This window comes from Neisseriaceae bacterium CLB008 (assembly GCA_041228285.1).
Lineage (GTDB): Bacteria > Pseudomonadota > Gammaproteobacteria > Burkholderiales > Neisseriaceae > JAGNPU01.
In genome coordinates this window covers 2,211,000-2,231,988 of record CP166133.1, presented here as the reverse complement: position 1 = coordinate 2,231,988, position 20,989 = coordinate 2,211,000, and the positions used below count along the sequence as shown (strand labels likewise).

At 53.7% G+C, this 20,989-nt stretch carries 20 protein-coding genes; 12 read left to right on the top strand and 8 right to left on the bottom strand.

The window, feature by feature from the left end:
* Position 1 precedes the first annotated feature (1 nt).
* The 4 genes from AB8Q18_10265 (at position 2) to AB8Q18_10250 (ending at position 5,170) form a co-directional block, all read left to right on the top strand.
* The gene (locus AB8Q18_10265) at positions 2-1,255 is read left to right on the top strand and encodes an NAD(P)/FAD-dependent oxidoreductase (protein ID XDZ50580.1); all 1,254 of its coding nucleotides are present in this window, start codon (positions 2-4) and stop codon (positions 1,253-1,255) included.
* Between the two features lie 16 nt (positions 1,256-1,271).
* The gene (gene dapA / locus AB8Q18_10260; GenBank protein ID XDZ50579.1) at positions 1,272-2,135 is read left to right on the top strand and encodes a 4-hydroxy-tetrahydrodipicolinate synthase; all 864 of its coding nucleotides are present in this window, start codon (positions 1,272-1,274) and stop codon (positions 2,133-2,135) included.
* Positions 2,136-2,144: 9 nt separating this feature from the next.
* On the top strand, positions 2,145-3,626 hold the full coding sequence (locus AB8Q18_10255) for an aldehyde dehydrogenase (GenBank protein ID XDZ50578.1): 1,482 nt from the start codon (positions 2,145-2,147) through the stop codon (positions 3,624-3,626).
* Between the two features lie 86 nt (positions 3,627-3,712).
* Positions 3,713-5,170 (top strand): alanine/glycine:cation symporter family protein, encoded by a 1,458-nt coding sequence (locus tag AB8Q18_10250; protein ID XDZ50577.1) that lies wholly within the window; start codon positions 3,713-3,715, stop codon positions 5,168-5,170.
* Between the two features lie 161 nt (positions 5,171-5,331).
* Here the strand turns inward: AB8Q18_10250 and AB8Q18_10245 are convergent, their stop codons facing one another.
* Positions 5,332-5,892, bottom strand: a complete 561-nt coding sequence (locus AB8Q18_10245) for a hypothetical protein (GenBank protein XDZ50576.1) — start codon at positions 5,890-5,892, stop codon at positions 5,332-5,334.
* Positions 5,893-5,897: 5 nt separating this feature from the next.
* Complete coding sequence (locus AB8Q18_10240; protein XDZ50575.1) at positions 5,898-6,530, bottom strand: uracil-DNA glycosylase family protein; 633 nt, start codon at positions 6,528-6,530, stop codon at positions 5,898-5,900.
* 206 nt (positions 6,531-6,736) lie between these two features.
* Between AB8Q18_10240 and AB8Q18_10235 the strand changes: the two genes are divergently transcribed.
* Complete coding sequence (locus tag AB8Q18_10235) at positions 6,737-7,591, top strand: alpha/beta fold hydrolase (protein XDZ50574.1); 855 nt, start codon at positions 6,737-6,739, stop codon at positions 7,589-7,591.
* 74 nt (positions 7,592-7,665) lie between these two features.
* Here the strand turns inward: AB8Q18_10235 and dmpG are convergent, their stop codons facing one another.
* From dmpG to hcaR, 4 genes are all read right to left on the bottom strand, one after another.
* The gene (gene dmpG, locus AB8Q18_10230; protein XDZ50573.1) at positions 7,666-8,679 is read right to left on the bottom strand and encodes a 4-hydroxy-2-oxovalerate aldolase; all 1,014 of its coding nucleotides are present in this window, start codon (positions 8,677-8,679) and stop codon (positions 7,666-7,668) included.
* Complete coding sequence (locus AB8Q18_10225) at positions 8,676-9,569, bottom strand: acetaldehyde dehydrogenase (acetylating) (protein XDZ50572.1); 894 nt, start codon at positions 9,567-9,569, stop codon at positions 8,676-8,678. The genes dmpG and AB8Q18_10225 overlap by 4 nt, the downstream gene beginning before the upstream one ends.
* 24 nt (positions 9,570-9,593) lie before the next feature.
* A complete protein-coding gene (locus AB8Q18_10220) occupies positions 9,594-10,391 on the bottom strand; it encodes a 2-keto-4-pentenoate hydratase (protein ID XDZ50571.1) in 798 nt (265 codons plus the stop codon).
* 169 nt (positions 10,392-10,560) lie between these two features.
* Entirely contained in the window at positions 10,561-11,442 is an 882-nt protein-coding gene (gene hcaR, locus AB8Q18_10215; GenBank protein ID XDZ50570.1) for a DNA-binding transcriptional regulator HcaR, read from the bottom strand.
* A gap of 177 nt (positions 11,443-11,619) precedes the next feature.
* Here hcaR and hcaE point away from each other — a divergent pair, with 177 nt between their 5' ends.
* Genes hcaE through hcaD form a run of 6 tightly spaced genes read left to right on the top strand, consistent with a single transcriptional unit; the run spans position 11,620 to position 16,846 of the window.
* Positions 11,620-12,981, top strand: a complete 1,362-nt coding sequence (gene hcaE / locus AB8Q18_10210; protein XDZ50569.1) for a 3-phenylpropionate/cinnamic acid dioxygenase subunit alpha — start codon at positions 11,620-11,622, stop codon at positions 12,979-12,981.
* Positions 12,978-13,499, top strand: coding sequence for a 3-phenylpropionate/cinnamic acid dioxygenase subunit beta (gene hcaF / locus AB8Q18_10205; GenBank protein XDZ50568.1), 522 nt, complete (start codon positions 12,978-12,980; stop codon positions 13,497-13,499). Before hcaE ends, hcaF begins: the two co-directional genes overlap by 4 nt.
* Positions 13,499-13,819, top strand: coding sequence for a 3-phenylpropionate/cinnamic acid dioxygenase ferredoxin subunit (hcaC, locus tag AB8Q18_10200; GenBank protein ID XDZ50567.1), 321 nt, complete (start codon positions 13,499-13,501; stop codon positions 13,817-13,819). Before hcaF ends, hcaC begins: the two co-directional genes overlap by 1 nt.
* Positions 13,819-14,631: a 3-phenylpropionate-dihydrodiol/cinnamic acid-dihydrodiol dehydrogenase gene (gene hcaB, locus AB8Q18_10195; protein ID XDZ50566.1), complete on the top strand. Its 813-nt coding sequence runs from the start codon at positions 13,819-13,821 to the stop codon at positions 14,629-14,631. Before hcaC ends, hcaB begins: the two co-directional genes overlap by 1 nt.
* Positions 14,632-14,669: 38 nt before the next feature.
* Entirely contained in the window at positions 14,670-15,617 is a 948-nt protein-coding gene (locus tag AB8Q18_10190) for a 3-carboxyethylcatechol 2,3-dioxygenase (protein XDZ50565.1), read from the top strand.
* Positions 15,614-16,846 (top strand): 3-phenylpropionate/cinnamic acid dioxygenase ferredoxin--NAD(+) reductase subunit, encoded by a 1,233-nt coding sequence (hcaD, locus tag AB8Q18_10185; GenBank protein ID XDZ50564.1) that lies wholly within the window; start codon positions 15,614-15,616, stop codon positions 16,844-16,846. The genes AB8Q18_10190 and hcaD overlap by 4 nt, the downstream gene beginning before the upstream one ends.
* A gap of 58 nt (positions 16,847-16,904) precedes the next feature.
* On the opposite strand, the gene AB8Q18_10180 is transcribed toward hcaD, so the two are convergent.
* Complete coding sequence (locus AB8Q18_10180; GenBank protein ID XDZ50563.1) at positions 16,905-17,942, bottom strand: NADP-dependent oxidoreductase; 1,038 nt, start codon at positions 17,940-17,942, stop codon at positions 16,905-16,907.
* Positions 17,943-18,100: 158 nt separating this feature from the next.
* Positions 18,101-18,685, bottom strand: a complete 585-nt coding sequence (locus AB8Q18_10175; GenBank protein XDZ50562.1) for a TetR/AcrR family transcriptional regulator — start codon at positions 18,683-18,685, stop codon at positions 18,101-18,103.
* 270 nt (positions 18,686-18,955) lie between these two features.
* On the opposite strand from AB8Q18_10175, the gene AB8Q18_10170 reads away from it, so the two are divergent.
* Complete coding sequence (locus tag AB8Q18_10170; protein ID XDZ50561.1) at positions 18,956-20,980, top strand: TonB-dependent receptor; 2,025 nt, start codon at positions 18,956-18,958, stop codon at positions 20,978-20,980.
* Positions 20,981-20,989 lie beyond the last annotated feature (9 nt).

The following is a 20,989-nucleotide window of genomic DNA, read 5'->3' as shown; positions in this document are numbered from 1 at the left end:
AATGCAGGCGCAACACAAACATTCTTTTGTCGTGGTCGGAGGGGGCGTGATTGGCTTAAGCATTGCGCTGTCCTTACAGGCGCGCGGCGTGGACGTCTTGCTGCTGGAGCAGGCAGACACCGTTGGCTCTGGCGCTTCTGTCGGCAATGCCGGCCACATCGCCACCGAGCAGGTGTTTCCGATTGCCGACCCGAGCATTTTAAAATCGTTGCCGAGCATGCTGTTTGACCCCTTAGGGCCGTTGCGCTTGGACTGGCGCTATTTATGCCAGATTACGCCTTGGTTTATGCGGCTTTTGGGCAATATGCGGCCTAAGCCTTTTCAACACATTCATGAGGCCTTAACCGCGATCAATGCGGCGGCTTTACCGGCTTGGCAAGCGTTTGCCGATCAATGGCGGCTGAATGATTTAATCCACATTGACGGCTCGCTGCTGGTGGCGGAAAAGGCCGCCACGGTGGCGAAGCTCAAACAGCATGGTGAGGCCTTAAATCGAATTGGCGTACGTAACCAGTGGTTGGACGCCGAAGCTTTAAAGGCACGTGAGCCACAGCTAGCGAATCAGTTGGGCGCCTTGTTTTACCCAGATACTGGCCATGTAGTGGATTTGGCGGCGCTGTTATCGCGGCTAGAGGCTGAGTTTTTAGCCTTGGGTGGTCAGGTATGGACGCAGGCAAAAGTCGAGACGATTGAGCCGCGTGGGCCTGAAAATATTTTGTTGCACAGTAGTAAAGGGCCGGTGTGGGCGAAAAACGTGGTGATTGCCTGCGGTGCTTATGCCAAAGACTTGGTACGCCAGGCCAGCGGCGTCACCGTGCCGCTAGAAACCGAACGTGGCTACCATTTAATGTTGCCACAAGAGACGGGGAGGCTGTCGGTGCCGGTGTCTAGCGCGGATCGGCGCTTCATCATGACGCCGATGACGCATGGCTTAAGACTGGCCGGTACGGTGGAGTACGCCGGGCTAGAGCGACCGGCCAATATGCAGCGGGCGCGTAATTTTGTGCCTCTGGCCAACCCTATGCTCGGCCAAGCGCTAGACACGCAAAGCGCGACTGAATGGATGGGCTTTCGGCCCACGATTGCCGATTCTTTGCCGGTATTGGATAAACAAGATCATTGTTACTTTGCCTTTGGGCATCAACATCTGGGCCTGACTCAGGCAGCCATCAGCGCCAAAGCGATTGTGGCCATGCATTTTAATGAGCCAAGCCCTTTAGATTGCTCAGCGTTTTCGCTGAATCGATTTTCATAACACTTAGGAGAGAAAAATGAATTTTCACGGTATTTTAGTGCCTTTGGTGACCCCATTTAAGGCCGACAAGAGCTTGGATTTAGACACCTTAAAAACCTTGACCGAAGCCTTTATTCAAAAAGGCGTGACCGGCTTAGTGGCCTGTGGCACCACGGGCGAATACTATGCGCTGAATGAGTCTGAGCGTGAGGCCGTGTTGACCACGGTGGCGGGCGTGGCCAAAGGCCGAGTGACCCTCATTGCCGGTATCAACGACTTATCCACAGAAGGCGCTTGCGCCCGTGCCCAGCAGGCGAAAAGCCTGGGTTATGAAGGTCTGATGTTGGCACCGCCACCTTACAGCCTGCCTGACCAAGCGGGCGTGATCGCCCACTACGAAACCGTAGCGGCGGCCACCGATTTACCCATCATCATGTACAACTTCCCAGCCCGTATCGGCATTGAATTGGAATATGAAACCGTGGTGCATTTGGCGAAAAACCCGAACATTGTGGCGATTAAGGAAAGCAGCGGCGACTTTAGCCGTGCCTTACGCTTGCTACAAACTGAGTTCGACGGTTTTGAAGTAATTTGCGGCTGTGACGATCAGCCGGTGGACTTCTTCTTTTGGGGTTCGAAAAGCTGGATTGCCGGCGCGGGCAACGTGTTCCCAGAAGAGCAAGTGGCGCTGTTTAAGGCGGCTCAGGCCGGCGACTGGGATCAAGCGCGCGACATCATGCGGGCGATTTATCCAGCTATTTACTCTATGGAATCGGGCAATTACAACCAAAAAGCCAAGTTGGGCTGCCTCAAAGGTACGCTTAATGTAGGTGCCGTGCGTTTGCCTTTATCTGATTTGTCGGCGGATGAACAAGCCGAATTTCAAGCTTTTTTTAAGTAAGGAGCCATGATGTCATTAACTAAAGAACAAGTATTCGCCCAAGCTCAGGCGGGCGAATTATGGGCAGGTAATTTGATTGCCGGCCATCAAGGTACGGGTGCCAAGTTGGTCAACCATACCCCCATCGACAATAGCTTGATTGGCTATATTGCCGACGGCGATGCCGCCGATGTAAACGCCGCCGTGGCTGTGGCACGCACGACGTTTGAGGCCGGCAGCTGGAGCCATTTGGCACCGAGCGAGCGTAAGCAAGTCATGCTGCGCTGGTCGCAATTGCTAGAGGCACACAGCGAAGAGTTGGCGGCCTTGGATTGCGTAGACGCGGGCAAGCCGATTACCGAGTGTTTGAACACCGACATGCCGGCCACGATTGACACGTTTTACTGGTATGCCGAAGCAGTGGACAAGCTGTTTGGTAAGGTGGCACCGACGGGGCGTGATGCTTTGGGCCTCATCGTGACCGAGCCAATTGGCGTGGTGGGTGCCGTGTTGCCGTGGAACTTCCCTGCCCAAATGTTTGCTTGGAAGGTAGCGCCTGCGCTGACTGCGGGTAACTCGGTGATCGTCAAACCTGCGGAGCTAACGTCTTTAAGCGCCTACCGCATGGTGCAGCTGGCCTATGAAGCTGGCGTGCCAGAAGGGGCTTTGAGCCTGGTGTGTGGCTTGGGCGAAAAAGTGGGTGAGCCTTTAGGCCGCCACATGGACGTCGACATTGTGTCGTTCACCGGCTCAACCGAAGTAGGCCGCTATTTCTTGAAGTATTCGGCCGAGAGTAATCTGAAAGAGGTGGTGCTGGAGTGTGGCGGTAAAAGCCCGCAGGTGGTGTTTGAAGACGCCGATCTGGATGGAGCCGTACCGCATATTTTGGCCGCTGCTTTTTGGAATATGAGCGAAAACTGTAGCTGTGGCTCACGCCTAATCGTACATGAATCAGTGAAAGAAGCGCTATTGGCCAAGCTGATTGAGGGTTTGAAAACGTGGAAAGTGGGCAACCCTATGGACGAATCGGTGTCGATTGGGCCCATGGTGGAAGAAGCGCACTTTAATAAAGTGAAATCCTTCCTCGACGTGACGCCTAAAGAAGGCGGTCGCCTCGTGGCCGGTGGTAAAATCCACGGCGATTTGGGCAGCGGCTGGTATTTAGAGCCCACGATTTTTGATCAGGTGACGGCCGACATGACGTTGTTCCAAAACGAAGTCTTTGGTCCGATTTTGGCCGTGACCACGTTTGCAACCGAGGCCGAAGCGATTGCCTTGGCTAACGATACGCATTATGGCTTGGCTGCTTCGTTCTACAGCCAAGACGTGAAGCGCACCATGCGCGTGGCCCGAGCCATTAAGGCCGGTACGGTGTCGATCAACGGCTTTAGTGAAGGAGACATTTCAACGCCGTTTGGCGGCTTTAAACAGTCTGGTTTTGGTGGTAAAGACAATGGCCTAGAGGCCTTTGAGCAGTATGTACAAACCAAAGTGATTTGGTACGTGAACTAATAACAACAAGACGGCCTGACTTTAGGGACATAAAGCAGGCCGATTTTGAACTATCTACAAATTGAGAAACAACGAAGGAGTACTTTATGGAAGCCATCGTTAACACCATAGTTGGTTATATTTGGGGCAATGCCTTAGTAGGTTTAGCCTTGGGCGTCGGCCTGTATTTCACCATTGCCACGCGGGGCGTGCAGTTCCGCTATTTATTGGAAATGGTCCGTTTATTAAGAGAGAACAAGTCGTCTAAAGAGGGCATCTCTTCATTTCAAGCATTTTGTTTGGCATTGTCTGGCCGCGTAGGCGTGGGCAATATTGCGGGCGTGGCCACGGCCATTGCTGCGGGTGGTCCAGGCGCCATTTTCTGGATGGTGGTGATGGGCCTATTGGGCGGTGCCAGTGCTTTTATTGAGTCGACTTTGGCTCAGGTGTATAAGCAGCGTGCCGACGGCCAGTATCGCGGTGGCTCGCCGTATTACATTGAAAAAGGCTTGAAGCTGAAGCCGTTTGCGATTGTGGTGGCGGCCGTGATTTGCTTATCTTACGGCGTGTTGGTGCCTGGCATTCAAGCCAACACCATTGCCGATTCATTTAAAACCGCGTTTGATATCCCGCCTATGGTGACGGGCATCATCGTGACCGTATTGATGGCGTATTTGATTTTTGGTGGCGTGAAGCGTATTGCCAGCGTGGCCGACAAAGTCGTGCCGATCATGGCCTTGGCCTACATCTTGCTGATGTTCATCATTTTGGGCAGCCACTACGAACAAGTACCCGCTATGTTTAGCCTGATCTTCCGCAGCGCCTTAGGTATGGATGCCGTTTTTGGTGGCATTGTGGGTACGGCCGTTTCTTGGGGCGTACGTCGTGCGGTGTTCTCTAACGTGGCTGGTGCCGGTGAGGCCACCTTTAGCTCGGCCGCAGCCGAAGTCAGCCACCCTGCCAAACAGGGTTTGATTCAGGCATTTTCGATCTACATCGACACGGTGGTGGTGTGTACTGCTTCTGGTTTGATGATGTTGGTAACCAATATGTACAACGTGTTCCCAGACGGCAGCAGCGTGGCCTTGGTTGAATATGTGCCTGGCGTGGCAGCGGGTACGGCGTGGACGCAAATGGCCGTGTCGACCGTGTTTACCGGTGCCGGCTCTGCCTTTGTATCGATTGCCGTGTTCTTGTTCGCGTTTACGACGCTGATGGCTTATTACTATATTGCTGAAACCACCATCGTTTATCTAGACCGTAAGCTGTCTTACCCTGTGTTGAAGCTATTGTTGAAGTTTGTGTTCTTGATCGTGTTGTTCTTTGGCAGCGTTCAGTCGGTGAGCCTGATGTGGAGCCTTGGCGACATTGGCTTTGGCAGCATGAGCTATTTGAACTTCATCGCCATCGTGCTGTTGTCTAAGCCTGCGTTTAGAACCTTGCGTGACTATGAACGGCAGAAAAAAATGGGCATCGACCCGATTTTTGATCCGCGCGTAGCCGGAGTGGAAAACGCCGAGCTGTGGGAAGAATTAAGCGACGAATATAAGAAAAAAGCCAAGTAATCCGTTTTGAGTACTTTCTCTTTTATGCCCATAACCTTGGTCGGTTATGGGCTTTTTTTTGTTATACAGGGTTGGTTGGGGTAGGTAAAGCGCAACCTCTCCACCGTTTTTGAGCCATCAGGCACCAAAACGTGTGGGTTATGACCACCTACGGTTGATGATTAAGTAATGTCACGTAGGTGTTGGTTATTGCTTAAGGCTAAATTAATTTGTTTATCAAATTCTGGCCATTGCTCATGATGGTCGAGAGTGTAGTTTTGATAGAGTTGTAAAAAATGTTGTAAAGCTTGCTGAAAGTCTATTGAGTGGTAGTTATGTAAATCTATTGCGTCATTTAGCCAATAAATAAATTCAAGCTCAGTTTCTGTGATAGTAGGTAGATTTCTTAATTGCCAGAGGTAACGGTCGACTTCTTGAGTTGTATGAGCAGCGGTTGTATAGGTGTGATGGAAATAGCAAAAGAAGGCCCTGATAGGGCAAGCAGATGTGTCATAGTTAAGATAATCATCTAAAATAAAGAGCATTTTCTGTGGAGTTGAGATGTCACATAATGATAGTTCAATTAATACTATATCTGGTACGTTTTGTTTGAGTATTTGGGCATCGGCCCACAGAATTACGTCTTCTGGTATGACAAGGCCAATGGAGAGTGCAGTATGTAGAAAACCAAAAACTGCCTCCGAAGAGTTGCTGGGGTTATTAATGAGTGGTGTGAGGATCATGTTCGTTATTCCTCATCTAGCCCAAACACCGGCGCGAGGGCGCGGCGATACAGCTCGGTTTTTTTCTCCAGCTTAAGCGGATAGGCGCGTGAGGACGAAGGCATGCGGTACAGCCTCAGCGTTTGGCCACGGTATTCGACTTCGACGTATTCGCTGGGCTTGGGGATTTTGGTGAGGCCAAACTGGCCGCAGGCGATGCTCATGGCTTTTTCGCCGGTAGTGAGTAGGGTGCGGCAGTCGGGAAGCTGATCCAGCAGCTGACGAATATTGCGTTCTTCGACGATGTCTAAAAACTGATCGGCGGCGTTGCCTTTGAGCCGATGGGCTTTGTAAACGGTATCGGATAGGGCAAAGCCTACGTGGTTCAAAAAGGCGGCGATGTCGTCGGCCTTAATGCTTTTGTGGGCCAAGTCTAGAAAATGGTCTTTGTCGTTAAAAAAGATCAGGCCCATGATGCGCCACATGTCGTTGGTGAAGTTGGGGTAGTAAAACGATTCGCTCCAGCGCTGGGCTGGTGGCGGAAAGGTGCCCATCATCAACACTTTGGCGTGCTTAGGCATAAAGGGTGCTAATGGATGGGTTTCAACGATTTTGTCGGCGTTGGCTTCGGCCTGGGTGGCAGGCATGGGTTTAGGCATGGTAAGGCTCCATAGTGATGGCCTGACTTTAAGGGGTTTTGCCTAAAATGGGAAGCCCAAGCCTTTTTTGGGGGGGCGGGGCAGCTGGATTGAGTTGATCGTTTCAACGTCTGATCTGAGCGTTATTTCATCTAAAACGGCCGTCTGATCTTGTTTACAATGAGGCTTCAGTGAATAAACTCAGACACACACGATAAGGAGAAATAATGAATAAGATTGCCATTCCTCATTACCAAACCGATGCTTTTTTTGGCTTACAAGATCAGTGGGTTGAAACCGCCGCCGGCGAGCTGACCCACTATCATGAGCTGGGCAGAGGCACGCCGATTTTGTTTTTACACGGCTCGGGTACTGGCGTCTCGGCGGCGGCAAACTGGTGGTTGAACCTGCCTGAGCTGGCCAGCTGTGGGCGCTGTATTGCGATCGATTCGATAGGCTATGGCCAAACCCTCACCCCTGACGATACCCCCTACGGCATTCGTGAGTGGGTGCAGCATGCGGTCCGAGTATTGGATGCTTTAGGGATTGAAAAAACCTGGATTGTGGGCAATTCTTTGGGCGGCTGGTTGGCGTTTCAGTTTGCCATCGATTATCCAGAACGCTTGTTGGGCATTGTGTCCATGGGCACGGGAGGCGCCAAAAAAACGGCGGCCTTGGCTGGCCACGCCAAACCTACTCTAACCGAAGACGGCATTCGCGAAACCTTAAAGCAGTTCGTGGTTGACGATGCGTTGATTACCGATGAGCTGGTGGCCGTGCGTTATCAGGCTGCCCTAAACGATTCGGCCTCCGACCGTTTAGTGAAGGTGATCACCGCTCGCGATCGAGATCGCGATGCGCTGCCGCTTGATTTTGAGGTCTTAGCCAAGCTGACGGTGCCGGTGTTGCTGATTCACGGCACGCAAGACGTGGTGATTCCTGTGTCGCGCACCTGGGATTTACTCAACGTCATCCCTAACGCCGATGCCCACATCTTTAGCCAGTGTGGTCATTGGTCACAAGTAGAGCGGGCGCAAGAGTTTAACCAAGTGGTGAAGCAGTATTTGGCTTTACATGCTTAAGATTTAAACGATTGCCGCCATAGGTAAAAAGGCCGCCCGATGATCCGGGCGGCCTTTTTTGTCGTGGCTTCAGCTTAGCGGGCTTTGGCCATGGTTAAAGCTAGGTCTTCGATCATGTCTTCTTGACCACCCACGGTGCCGCGGCGGCCAAGCTCTAGCAGGATGTCGCGGGCGGAGACGCCATACTGGGCCTCGGCACGTTTGGCGAATAATAAGAACGATGAGTAGACGCCTGCGTAGCCTAGGGTTAAGGCGTCTCGATCAAGGCGAATGGGGTGATCCATGATGGGGACCACTAAATCCTCGGCCACGTCTTGAACTTTAAATAGGTCAACGCCGGTGGTGATGCCCATGCGGTTGCACACAGCCACTAAGGCTTCGAGGGGCGTATTGCCCGCGCCTGCGCCTAGGCCTGCGGCGGCGGCGTCGATGCGGGTGGCGCCGGCCTCAATGGCGGCCACGGAGTTGGCCACGCCCATGGCCAGATTGTGGTGGCCGTGAAAGCCAATTTCTACCGCATCGCCAAAGGTTTGCTTCATTAGGCCGACGCGGGCTTTGACATCTTCAGGCAGCATGTAGCCGGCCGAATCGGTGACGTAGACGCAGTTCGCGCCATAGGCCACCATCAGCTGAGCCTGGCTTAAGAGCTGCTCAGGGCTGGCCATGTGGGCCATCATTAAAAACCCGACCACGTCCATGCCCAACGTTCGTGCCGCGCTGATGTGCTGTTCGGAAACGTCGGCCTCGGTGCTGTGGGTGGCCACGCGAATGCAGTGAACGCCGAGTTCATGCGCCATGTGTAGGTGGGCGGTGGTGCCGATGCCTGGCAGCAATAAAGCCGATACCTTGGCCTGATTGAGTAAAGGAATCACGGTCGATAGATAGTCTTCGTCGCTGTGGGCTGGGAAGCCGTAGTTGACTGAGCTGCCGCCTAGGCCATCGCCGTGGGTGATTTCAATCAGCGGCACGCCGGCGGCATCTAGGCCGGTGGCAATGTTTTTCATGTCGTCCAGCGTCATTTGATGGCGCTTAGGGTGCATGCCGTCGCGTAAGGTCATGTCGTGTAAACGAATCGTGGGTTGGCTCATTGAGATGCCCCTTTCAACATATTATTGGCAAAGATTTCAGCCGTTTTTGCAGCGGCGGCGGTCATGATGTCGAGGTTGCCGGCGTACGTTGGTAAGAAGTCGCCTAGGCCTGCGACCTCTAAAAAGATGGACACACGGTTGCCGTCGAATATGGGACCGTTGACCAGTCGATAGCCAGGGACATAGGTTTGCACCTGTTTGACCATGGCCAGAACCGAGGCGGTGATGGCTGCCTGATCAGGCTCTCCAGCGACCAGGCAATGCACGGTGTCGCGCATCATCAACGGCGGCTCAGCCGGGTTAATGATGATGATGGCCTTGCCTTCTTTGGCGCCGCCGACCTGTTCGATGGCGCTGGCGGTGGTGAGGGTGAATTCATCAATGTTTTTGCGGGTGCCTGGGCCAACCGAGCGGCTGGACACGGTGGCCACGATTTCGGCGTAGTCAACCGGCTGCACCTGAGAGACGGCTGCCACCATGGGGATGGTGGCTTGGCCACCGCAGGTCACCATATTGACGTTCATTAAGTCTAGGCTCAGGCCTTGGGCTAAGTTCACCGGCGGCACGCAAAAAGGGCCAATGGCGGCGGGGGTCAAGTCAATCATCACCACACCCAGCTCGTTGAGCTTGCGGCTGTTTTCAGCGTGGACATAGGCTGAAGTGGCGTCGAAGGCGATTTGAATGCCATCGGCGGCCACGTGCGGCAGCAGACCGTCCACACCTTCGGCAGTGGTTTTCAAACCCATGCTGGCGGCGCGGGCTAAGCCTTCTGAGGTGGGGTCGATGCCGACCATCCAGACGGGTTCTAGGACGGGGCTGCGTTGGAGCTTATACAGTAAATCGGTGCCGATGTTGCCAGGACCGATTAAGGCGCATTTGATTTTGTTCATGTTCCTCTTTCTATTTTTATGGGGTTATCGCACAAATTCTGTCGTCACCGTACCCAGTTGGGCGATGTTGACGCTAAAACGGTTAGGGGCGGTGACGGCCACCATGGGGCCAAGGGCGCCGGTCAAAATGATGTCGCCGGCCAATAGGGGGCGGCCGCGCGCCACCATCAGATCAGCCAGCCAAATGGCGGCATTTAAAGGGTTGTATAGGCATTGGGTGCCTTCGCCGCTGGCCACGATTTGGCCGTTCTGGTCGGTCATCTGCATGGCGCATTCGGCTACGTCTACGTCGCGCAGCAAAACTGGCTGGCTGCCTAAGACAAAGCGTGCGCTGGAGGCATTGTCGGCGACGGTGTCGAAGAGGCTGATGCGCCAGTCGGCGATGCGGCTGTCCACGATTTCAATGGCGGGTAGGGCGTATTCGGTGGCGCCGATGATGTCGGCGTAGGTGTGGCGCTCATGCTTGAGGTCGCGGCCGATGACGAGGGCGATTTCGGCCTCTACCTTGGGCAAAATCAGCGATTGCAGCGATACGGGCATGCCTTGGCCAACGGCCATGTCGGCGAACAGCATGCCAAAATCGGGTTCGCCTACGCCGAGCTGCTGCTGAACTTTGGGCGAGGTGAGGCCGATTTTACGACCGACTAAGCGTTGACCTGCGGCGAGGGCGTGCTCGGTGTTGGCTTCTTGAATGGCGTAGGCGATGTCGATGCTGTGTTGATCAGCACCAAAGCGGGCTTTAATGGGCTCGAGCGGCTGACGTTGCTGTTGAGCCGCGCGTAGAGCCGCCGCGGCGGCTTCAACGGTGAGGGGGGTAGACATAGTGATCCTTGTGTGAACGCAATGAAAACACTAAGAATCGGAAATTATGCCGATTTGCGCCAATACTTATTTTCTTTTAGTTCATAAGCCAGACGTATGAATGGCGTCGACGTAAAAAACCCCGCCGACCTGAAGCTTTGGTGGGCGGGGTGATTGTGGTTGGAATAGCCTAGGCGAAATGCTCTATGACCAAGGCTTTAAAGGCTTTAAGTTCCGGCATGGGGTGGTCTTTACGGGAGACCATCAAAAGGTCGATAGGGGGCGGCGGCGGATTGAGTGGGCGCACGCACACCTTATCGCTGATCAACGCCGTGGTGTAGGCCGGCAGTAGGGTACAGCCTAGGCCCATGCTGACTAGGTTGAGGTTGAGCAAAATATTGCTGGCGTTTTGAACCGTGTTGATGTGTACGCCGTGGTGGTCAAAATACTGGTTGATTAAGGGGTAGAGTCGGCCAGAGTACGCTGGGTCAGAGTGTACAAAGTCGACGTTGTTCAGTGCCGCCACGTCAATGACGGTTTTGGCCGCTAAGGGGTGGTTGGTCGGCAGCAGCAGGGCCAGTGGTTCTTGTAACACCACGGTGTGTTCATACTCATCGTTGTCGATGATTTGGCGCATAAAGGCGATGTCGATTTCGCCATTGAGTAAGGCCTGTTCCTGCTGGCCGGTGGGCAGGCTGTGCAGGTTGACCTCTAGATTGGGGAAGGCCGCGCGCAGCTGGGGAAAAAGGTGGGGGAAGACGCTCACCTCTGCGGCGGGCACAAAGCCGACCGACAAAAGGCGGCTGCGGTTTTGGTGGGCCTGACGCGTGAGCTGAATGGCCCGTTCGGCTTGCTCCAGCGTCAGCCTCGCTTCGCGCAGAAATATTTCCCCTTCGGGGGTCATGTCCACGCGTCGCTTGGTGCGCTCAAACAGCTGCACCCCAATTTCATCTTCTAGGTCTTTGATTTGCTGGCTCAGCGAGGGCTGGGAAGTGAATAGCCGTAAAGCGGCTTTACTAAAGTTCAGTTCCTCTGCCACCGCCACGAAATATCGTAGGTGTCGTAACTCCATCTGGTTCGCCTTTGTTTTTTTAATTATAGAAAAAAAGTATCAAGCGACATAAACAAAATATTTCACAGTTTACGCGTAAAGCTTGATGATCGAATCAGTCTTGTAGACACCTAATAAATGAGCGCTAGTTGGCAAACTGGAAGCGCAATCACGACCAAAAGAGGAGGAGTGCTTATTATGAGTACAACAATTGATTTCAATGCCTTAGTCGATGCAAAAAACGGACGGGTGACGCCGGTCATTTACACGGATCCAGCCATTTATGAGCTGGAGTTGGAACGGGTGTTCGGACGGTGTTGGTTGTTCTTGTGTCACGAAAGCCAAATTCCCAAGGCGGGCGACTTTTTTAATACATTTATGGGCGAAGATCCCGTGGTGATTGTACGACAAAAAGACGGCACAATCAAAGCCTTCCTGAATCAGTGCCGCCACCGCTCCATGCGGGTGAGCTATGCCGACTCGGGCAATACCCGCGCCTTCACCTGTCCTTATCACGGTTGGTCTTACGGTACCGATGGTGCCCTCATCGAGGTGCCGCTAGAAACCCGCGCCTACCCTCACGGGCTGTGTAAAGAAAAATGGGGCCTACAGGAAGTGACGCGCGTGGCCTCATATAAAGGCCTTATTTTTGGCAATTGGGACGAAGGCGCGCCAGATTTGGCGACCTATATGGGCGACATGGCCTGGTATTTAGACGGCGTATTGGATCGCCGTGAAGGCGGCACCGAAATCATCGGCGGGGTACAAAAATGGGAGATCGAGTGTAACTGGAAGTTTGCTGCCGAGCAGTTCGCCAGCGATCAATATCATGCGCTGTTCTCACATGCCTCTGCGGTTCAGGTGCTGGGTGCTAAGCCCGATGACGATGCCGACAAAAAGCTCGGCGCTGGCCAAACGGCCAGACCCGTTTGGGAAACCGCCAAAGACGCGATTCAATACGGCGAAGATGGCCACGGCTCTGGCTTTTTCTTCACCGAACAGCCCGACGCCAACGTGTGGGTGGATGGTGAAGTGTCGCAATATTTTCGCGACACCTATCAAGAGGCTGAGGACCGCTTGGGTGAAGTGCGGGCCTTGCGTTTGGCTGGCCACAACACCTTATTCCCGACTATGTCGTGGCTAAACGGCACGGCAACGCTGCGGGTTTGGCATCCTAAAGGCGCCAATAAGGTAGAGGTGTGGGCCTTTTGTATTGCCGATAAAGACGCGCCACAAGACGTTAAAGATGCGTTTGAACGCAGCGCCACGCGGGCGTTTGGTCCTGCTGGCTTCTTGGAGCAAGATGATTCAGAAAACTGGGTGGAGATTCAAAAAATCTTGCGCGGCCATCGTGCCCGCAACACGCCGCTGTGCATGGAAATGGGCATCGGCAACGAAAAACGTCGTGAAGACGGCATCCCCGGTATCACCAACTATATTTTCTCTGAAACCGCTGCGCGCGGCCTCTATCGCCGCTGGGCCGATCTCTTAATGTCAGACAATTGGGATGAGGTCATCGAACGCACAGAAGCTTTTAAAGCGGAGGTTTTGCAGCCATGAATACGGTCTCTTTAGCGCTTCATCATGAAATCAGCCAGTTTTTATACCATGAAATGACCTTGCTGGACGATTGGCTGTTCCGCGACTGGCTAGACGTGATGGCCAGCGACATTCACTACACCATGCGCACCTGCGTCAACGCCCAAACGCGCGACCGCCGTCGTTCGGTACAGCCGCCGACCACTTGGATTTTTAATGAAGACAAGCATCAGCTGGAACGGCGCATTGCGCGTTTGGAAACGGGCATGGCGTGGGCGGAAGAACCCCCTTCGCGCACCCGCCACTTGCTCACCAATATTCAGGTGACGCCGGTTGAAGGCAGTGAAGATGAGTTTGACATACGTCTAAACTATTTGCTGTATCGCTCCCAAAAAGAGCGAGACGAAACCTATTACGCCGGCATGCGCCAAGACCGCATTCGCCGCACCGACAGCGCCTTGGGTTGGCAGGTGTGCCGCCGCGACATCGTGTTGGATCAGGTTGTTTTAACATCACATAATATAAGCGTTTTATTTTAATGAGTACTCGATTATTGGTCTGCGCCGTGGCAGATTTAGACGAGGGCGAAGCCCTCAAAGTAGCGTGTCAGCCAGAAGCCATTGCGGTGTTTCATTCTGGCGGCAAATTTTACGCCATGAATGACCGCTGTAGCCACGGCAATGCGTCTATGTCTGATGGCTATGTGGAAGACGATGGCACGGTGGAATGCCCCTTACATGCGGCGCGGTTTTGCTTGAGTTCAGGGCAGGCGCTGTGTCTGCCGGCCACTGATCCGATTAAAACCTACCCCGTGGTGGTGGAAAACGATCAGGTCTACGTTGAATTGGGAGAAGCCTAATGGGATGGTTGAGCGAACAGTCGGTGCTGATTACCGGCGGTGGATCTGGCCTTGGGCTGGCTCTGGTGCAGCGCTTTATCGCTGAGGGCGCCAAGGTAACCGTTTTGGAAAAATCGGCCCAAAAAGTGGCCGATCTGCGCCAGCAGTTTGGTGCCGAAGTGGTGGCGGTTGAAGGTGACGTCAGCCGTTACGCTGACAATGAGCGTGCCGTTGCGGCGGCCATTGCGGCCTTTGGGCGCTTGGATTGCTTTATCGGCAATGCCGCGATTTGGGATCACGGTGCCAGCCTAGTGTCTTTATCGGGCGAGGCCTTAGACAGCGGCTTTGATGAGCTGTTTGCGGTGAACTTAAAAGGCTATCTATTGGGCGCTAAGGCGGCCTCGGCGGCTTTGATTGAGTCAGAGGGCAGCATGATTTTTAGCCTGTCTAATTCGGCTTTCTATCCTGGCGGCGGCGGGCCTTTATACACCGCCAGCAAGCATGCCGCCGTGGGCTTGATTCGAGAGCTAGCTTATGAATTGGCGCCTAAAGTGAGGGTGAACGGCGTGGGCCCTTGCGGCATGGCCAGTGATTTACGCGGCCCAGCAGCTCTGGGCCAGGCGGACACCAAAATCATGGATTCACGCACGCCAGAAGCGATTGCCAGCATTTTGCCGCTGCAGTTTTTCCCCAGCCCCGAAGATTTTACCGGGCCATTTGTGCTCTTGGCTTCGCGGGCAAACAACCGCACCCTCACCGGGGTAATGATTCAGGCCGATGCCGGCTTAGGCATACGCGGCATTCGCCATACGGCCGGTGGCTTTGATCTGTAAGCCGCGGTACATAATAAAAACACATCAAGGGAGTAATCATGAGCGTTAAGTTAATGTGCGTGTCGCACACGCCGATGATGGATTTTTGCCATCCACCGGCTGAGGTGGAAGTAGCAGCCAGAGCCGCATTTGCGCGACTGGCTGATGAAGTTAAAGCCTATGATCCCGAGCTTGTCGTGGTGTTTGGGCCCGATCACTTTAATGGTTTTTTTTACGATTTAATGCCGGCCGCCTGCATTGGCGTGCGTGCTCAGGCTGCTGGCGATTGGGACATTGGCTCAGGGCCTATTTCGGTGCCGCAAGATTTGGCGTTGAACTTGGTTGAACACGTTTTGAACAGCGATGTCGACGTGGCTTATTCCTATCAAATGCAGGCCGATCACGGCATGACTCAGCCGTTGACCTTATTGTGTGGCGACATCGATCGCTATCCGACGATTCCCGTATTTTTAAATGCGGCCGCTAACCCTTTAGCGCCTTGTCGACGAGCGGTGGCGTTGGGTCGTTCGGTCGGAAAATGGTTGGCTCAGCGGCAAGAGCGGATTTTGATCTTGGGTTCGGGTGGGCTATCACACGATCCGCCCACACCGCAAATGGGCAGCGTCCCGCCAGAGGTGGAGCAGTTTTTGATTGCAGGGCGCAATCCCAGCGCCGAAGCACGCGCCACTCGCCAGAATAAAATTGTGGCCGTTGGTCAAGCTTTGTCGCGTGGCGAAGGCCCGGCGATTCCGTTGAATCCAGCATGGGATAAAGCCTTGTTGCAAACGTTTAAAGATGGCGATTTTACGCGCTTGGCAGCCTTAAGTAATGAAGAGATTCTGCTTGAAGGCGGCAAGGGTGGGCAGGAAATTCGGGCCTGGATTGCGGCTTTTGCGGCGCTGTCTGAGTTTGGCGCCTACGACGCCACGATTGAATACTATGAGCCGATCCAAGAATGGATTGCCGGCATGGGTATGATGACGGCGGCGCCAGTGGAGTCGGTATGAACATGACTCATCCCATCATCATCGTGGGCGCAGGCCAAGCGGGCAGCATGGTGTGCGTGAACCTACGCCAAAATGGCTACGCTGGGCCCATCGTGCTGATCGGCGCTGAGGGCCATCACCCTTATGAACGTCCACCGCTGTCTAAGGATGCCTTATTGAATCCTGAAGCGGCGCCGACGCCGATCTTGCCGCCGACTTATTTTGCCGAACAAGCCATTGATTATCGTAGCGGTGCCACCGTGGTGGCGATCGACCGCGTGGCCGAAACGGTGACTTTAGACACGGGTGAAGTCTTGGCCTATGCCCAGCTGGTGTTGTGTATGGGGGCACGTATTCGCCAACTGCCGCTGCTGGATGCCTTGGGTACGGATAGAGTGCACACTTTACGTACTTTAGAAGATGCCCATAAACTGCGCTCGGTGCTACAGCCCAATCGGCGCGTGGCCCTGGTGGGTGGTGGTGTGATTGGCCTTGAGCTGGCGGCCAGCGCTATGGCTTTAGGTTGTGCTGAAGTGACGGTGATTGAGCAGGGCGGGCGCGTCATGCAGCGCATTGCGCCGGTGGCCATCAGTGATTATCTCTTGGCCTACCATCAGGCTCAGGGCGTGCGCGTTCACCTAGATGCCGACATCGTCAGTGCGACCAAGGATGCTGCTGGATCGATTCAGCTGACTCTGGCTAGTGGCCAAGTGATTAAGGCGGATGATGTGATTTACGGCATTGGCGTGGTGCCCAATATGGCGCTGGCAGAGGCCGCTGGCTTGGTGACGCAGCAGGGCATCGTGATTGACCACCGCCAAGCGCAAACCAATGACCCCAAAATCTACGCCGCTGGCGATGTGGCCACCTGCTTTAATGCGGCAGAAGGCAGCTACACTCGGCGTGAAACGTGGGAAAATGCCAACCTACAGGCGGCTAAAATCGCCCGTTCGATTTTGGGTTTGGCGCCTACCGAGGATCAAGCGGCCTGGTTTTGGACCGATCAATACACGCTTAATATTCAGTTTGTGGGCGACATGGCGGCCGATCGCTGGGTGTGCCGCGGTGAGATGGCGAATGATCAGTTCATCTTGTTTGGTTTAGATGACGCAGGTGTCTTGGTGGGGGCGGTGGCGGTGAACATGGGTCGTGACGTGCGCTTTTGCCGCCAGCTGATAGCGGCGCAAAAGCCATTAGACGCAACTTTGCTGAGCGATGAGGCGGTGAAGCTCAAAACCTTATGTATTTAAGCGGTCTTCGCGTGAACGCCAAAACCAGCCCTCGGGCTGGTTTTTTGTTGCTGGCGGGCTATTCATCAGGGCCGACCTGAATCACCACTTTGCCAAAATTGTGGCCGTTTAATACGTCGATTAAGGCCTGTGGTGCCTGTTCGAAGCCGTCTATTCTGTGCTCACGGTATTTCACTTGGCCTGAGGCCAGCCATTCGCTCATTTGCTGCATGAATTCAGGAAACTCGGGGCCGTAGTCATCAAACACGATGAAGCCACGCATACTGATGCGCTTGGTCAAAATGGTGGCCATGAGTAGAGACAGACGATCGGGCCCAGGCGGTAATTCGGTGAGGTTGTATTGTGAAATTAAGCCACAAACCGGGATGCGGGCACAGCTATTGAGCAGCGGCAAAACGGCGTCAAACACCTTACCACCGACGTTTTCATAATACACGTCAATGCCTTTAGGGCAGGCGGCTTTAAGCTGTTCGGCAAAGTCCGGCGCTCGATGGTCGAGGCAGGCGTCAAAGCCCAAAACGCCCACGGCGTGTTGGCATTTCTCTGGGCCACCGGCCACACCCACCACTTTTGCGCCTTTGATTTTGGCGATTTGCCCCACGGTGGCGCCGACGGGGCCAGTAGCGGCGGCCACGACCAAGGTTTCACCGATCTTGGGCTGGCCAATGTCGAGTAGGCCCATATAGGCGGTAAACCCAGGCATGCCTAAAATACCCAGGGCGTAAGAAGGGTGGGCTAAATCAGGCGGCAGCTTTAATAAATCGCTGCCGTTGCTGCAAAAATAGTCTTGCCAGCCGCCGTAGGCCACAACCCATTCACCGGCTTCAAAGTCGGGATGCTCCGATTGCTGTACGCGACAAACGGTGGCGCCGACCATGATGCCGCCCACGGCGACAGGTTCGGCGTAGGAAGGCGCATCGCTCATGCGGCCCCGCATATAGGGATCGATGGATAAATACACGGTGCGCAACAGAATCTCGCCGGCTTTAGGCGTCGGCAAGGTGGCTTGGTTTAAGCGAAAATGCTGCGGCTGAGGCTGGCCGTGCGGTCGAGCGGCCAATAGCCATTGACGGTTGTGGTGGGCATTCTGAGACATAGCTTGACTCCTGTAGCAGTGACGTTGTGTACGTCATCATGGGAATGGGCCACGCCATAGGCCCATTTTTAAGTCATTAGCATACAAGATTGGGGCGCAGATGTCAGAAAAATATGCGCTATGGGGTGGGTAAGGCGTAGCGTGCCTGCCGACGTCAACTAATCGCGCGGTGCAAACCCATAAATGATCAGCTGCAGCACATCTTCGGGTAGCTGGGTCAGCTTGTCTTGATACTCAGCCTGTACTGTGGGGCTGTGCATCATCTGATCGATGAGTTGCAGATAGGCGTTCATCAAGGGGACGGGAAAGCGCTCATTGATTAACTTCTTTTGCTGTAAACCGTGAAAAAACTGCGCCATGAAGGCGTATTTATCGGCTTCTAGAGCTTTAAAAAAAGCCGTCAGTTCTGGGTCTTTATGATGGGCCATGTCGTGCAGCATAGGCGGTGAGTACAGTGAATTCAAGGCCTGTTTTTGTAGGGCGTAAATGCCGGTAATAATGGCCTCTAGCGTGGATTCTTGATCGGCTAAGCGGGTGAAGCCGGCGCGGATTCGATCTTTGTGGTCGACCAGAATTTCTTTAAGTATGTCTTTTTTATTTCTAAAATATTTATAAAAGGTTACCCGACTGGTCTGCGCTTCGGCGCAGATGTCTTCAATCGACACCCGTAGCCAGCCGTGTTGCGAAAACAGCACGAGGGCGGCTTGGTAGAGGTCTTGCTGTGTCCGGTTGGTTTTTTGCATGCGGATCTCGGTCTAAGATTTTGTTATTTTTGATGATTGTTGGCCGCATTATATAACGCCCTGTCTAGAGGCGATACCGCGGCGGTGCTGAGTCTGATTTTTTTATGTCGATCTAAATAAGAATGATTTGCAATATTAACATTAAATGAGTATATTTACAAAATTAGTAAATTTATACGTATTTTGTAAAGTATCGTCGGTTCATTTCATCAATCTGTCTTTTAAGCTTGGCCGTGAGTGGCTTAAAAGATCCTTAATATGGTTTGCCTTGTGAACATAAAAAAACTCAGTTTGGCCCTTGCCGCGGGTGTATACACCCTTTCTCAACCCCATGCTTTAGCGGATACGCCAGAGCCGGAAGCGCAGCTGACGGATGTGGTGGTGATGGGCGAAAAAAATAAGCGTACGAAGTTTGACACCAGCACCAGCGTCGACGTTTTTGACCGTAAGCGTTTGAAAACCAGTGCCAATCCCACCACGGCCTCAGACGTATTGAAAATGACGGTCAACACCGTTGATTTAGGTTCGGGCAATGATTTGCCCACGGTTCGGGGCATTGATGGCTCAGGGCCGGCTCAAGGGGCGGTGGCGTTTTTTGCCGGAACGCGGCCACGGCTAAACCTTGCCGTGGATGGCCGTTCGGCCACTTATAATGAATTTGCCTTTGGTAGCCAGTCGCTGTGGGACATCAAGCAAGTTGAGGTTTTACGCGGGCCGCAAAGCTTGGCCCAAGGTAAGAACGCCATTGCTGGCGCCATTGTTTTAACCTCTAACGACCCGAGTGATGTGTGGGAGGGGGCAGTGAAGCTGGGCGTCGGCAATCAAAACAGCAGCCAGACCGCGGCCATGGTGTCGGGGCCGTTGATTGAAGAGGAACTGTCGTTCCGCCTCAGCGTCGACAGGCAAAAGCGTGAGAGCTTTGTGAAGCTGAAATATTACCCCGAGGCCGGTGACCCACGCAAAATTGAAACCACGACGACTCGCGCCAAGCTACTGTTTACGCCGTCAGCCTTCCCCGACTTTTACAGCCGTCTCACGATCAACCATGTGAAATCGCGCGCGCCGCAAAACGAGGCTTTAGACAACCCCGGCAGCATGCGCTATTCGCCCGAGCGCCCGGTGTTCGAAACCTCGGCCACCAGCGGCATTTGGGACGTGCATTATCGCCTCAATCCGCAGTGGTCGTTTGAAAACAAATTCATTTACACCCAGTTTGACAATGATCGCCTCGCTTTGCCGATGCCTAAGGGCACGCCGGCAAAGCTAGATGGACATGAAGTGCAGATCGAGCCGATGCTGCGGTTTAACACTGAAGACAAAAGGCTGAGCGGTTTGGTGGGGCTGCATTATTTTGCCGGTAAGCAGGATGAAACCGTGGATTTGATGCCGAATCGGAATTATTTCGATGACAAAACCAAAACACAGGCGATTTTTGGTGAATTGACGTTTGCCGCCACGCCAACGTTTGACGTGACCTTAGCCAGCCGCATTGAGCGGGAATCGCACCAGCGCCACGGCGGCAGCAACAATGTGCGCGTCGATCTGGATAAAACCCTAACGGTGTTTTTACCTCGCGTGGATTTGGCTTGGAAGCCTTCTGACCAGACGGTGGCGGGCGTTCAAGTGTCGCGCGGCTACAACCCTGGCGGCGCCGGCATTACGTTTGATCAACCCATTGTGAGCTATGCCTTTGATCCAGAATACGTGTGGAATTATGAGCTGTATCACCGTTACCGCAATGATGAGCGCCGCTTTGAGTTAAGCAGCAATGTATTCTTTAATGATTATAAAGACATGCAGCTGCCTTACTACTTGGGCGTGGGCTCGGTGGCGATTCGCAATGCCGAAAAAGTGCATACCTATGGCGCGGAATTTTCAGGCAGTTGGCATGCCACCGCTAAATTGAAAGTACTCGGTTCGGTCGGGGTGTTAAAAACCAAGATTAAGCGCTATGCCGACAGCGGCCTAGAAGGCAATCAGCTGACTCGAGCGCCGTCGTTGACCTTAAGTAGTGGTGTGGACTACCAGTTTGGCAACGGCTGGGACGTGGGCGGCGACGTGCGCTACATCGGTGATTATTACTCAAACTATCAAAACGACAGCCTAGGCAAGATTGATGCCTACACCCAGGTGAATCTGTATGCCGGCTATCGCTTCAAGTCTGGCCGAATTGGTCTTTATGCCCACAATATTTTTGATTCTGGCCACGACATTTTCATTCCTGCAAAAGATCGCCACGATGCGCTGGTACAGCGTCCTCGTGCCGTCGGCGTGACCGCAGAATATCAGTTTTAAAAGGTAGGT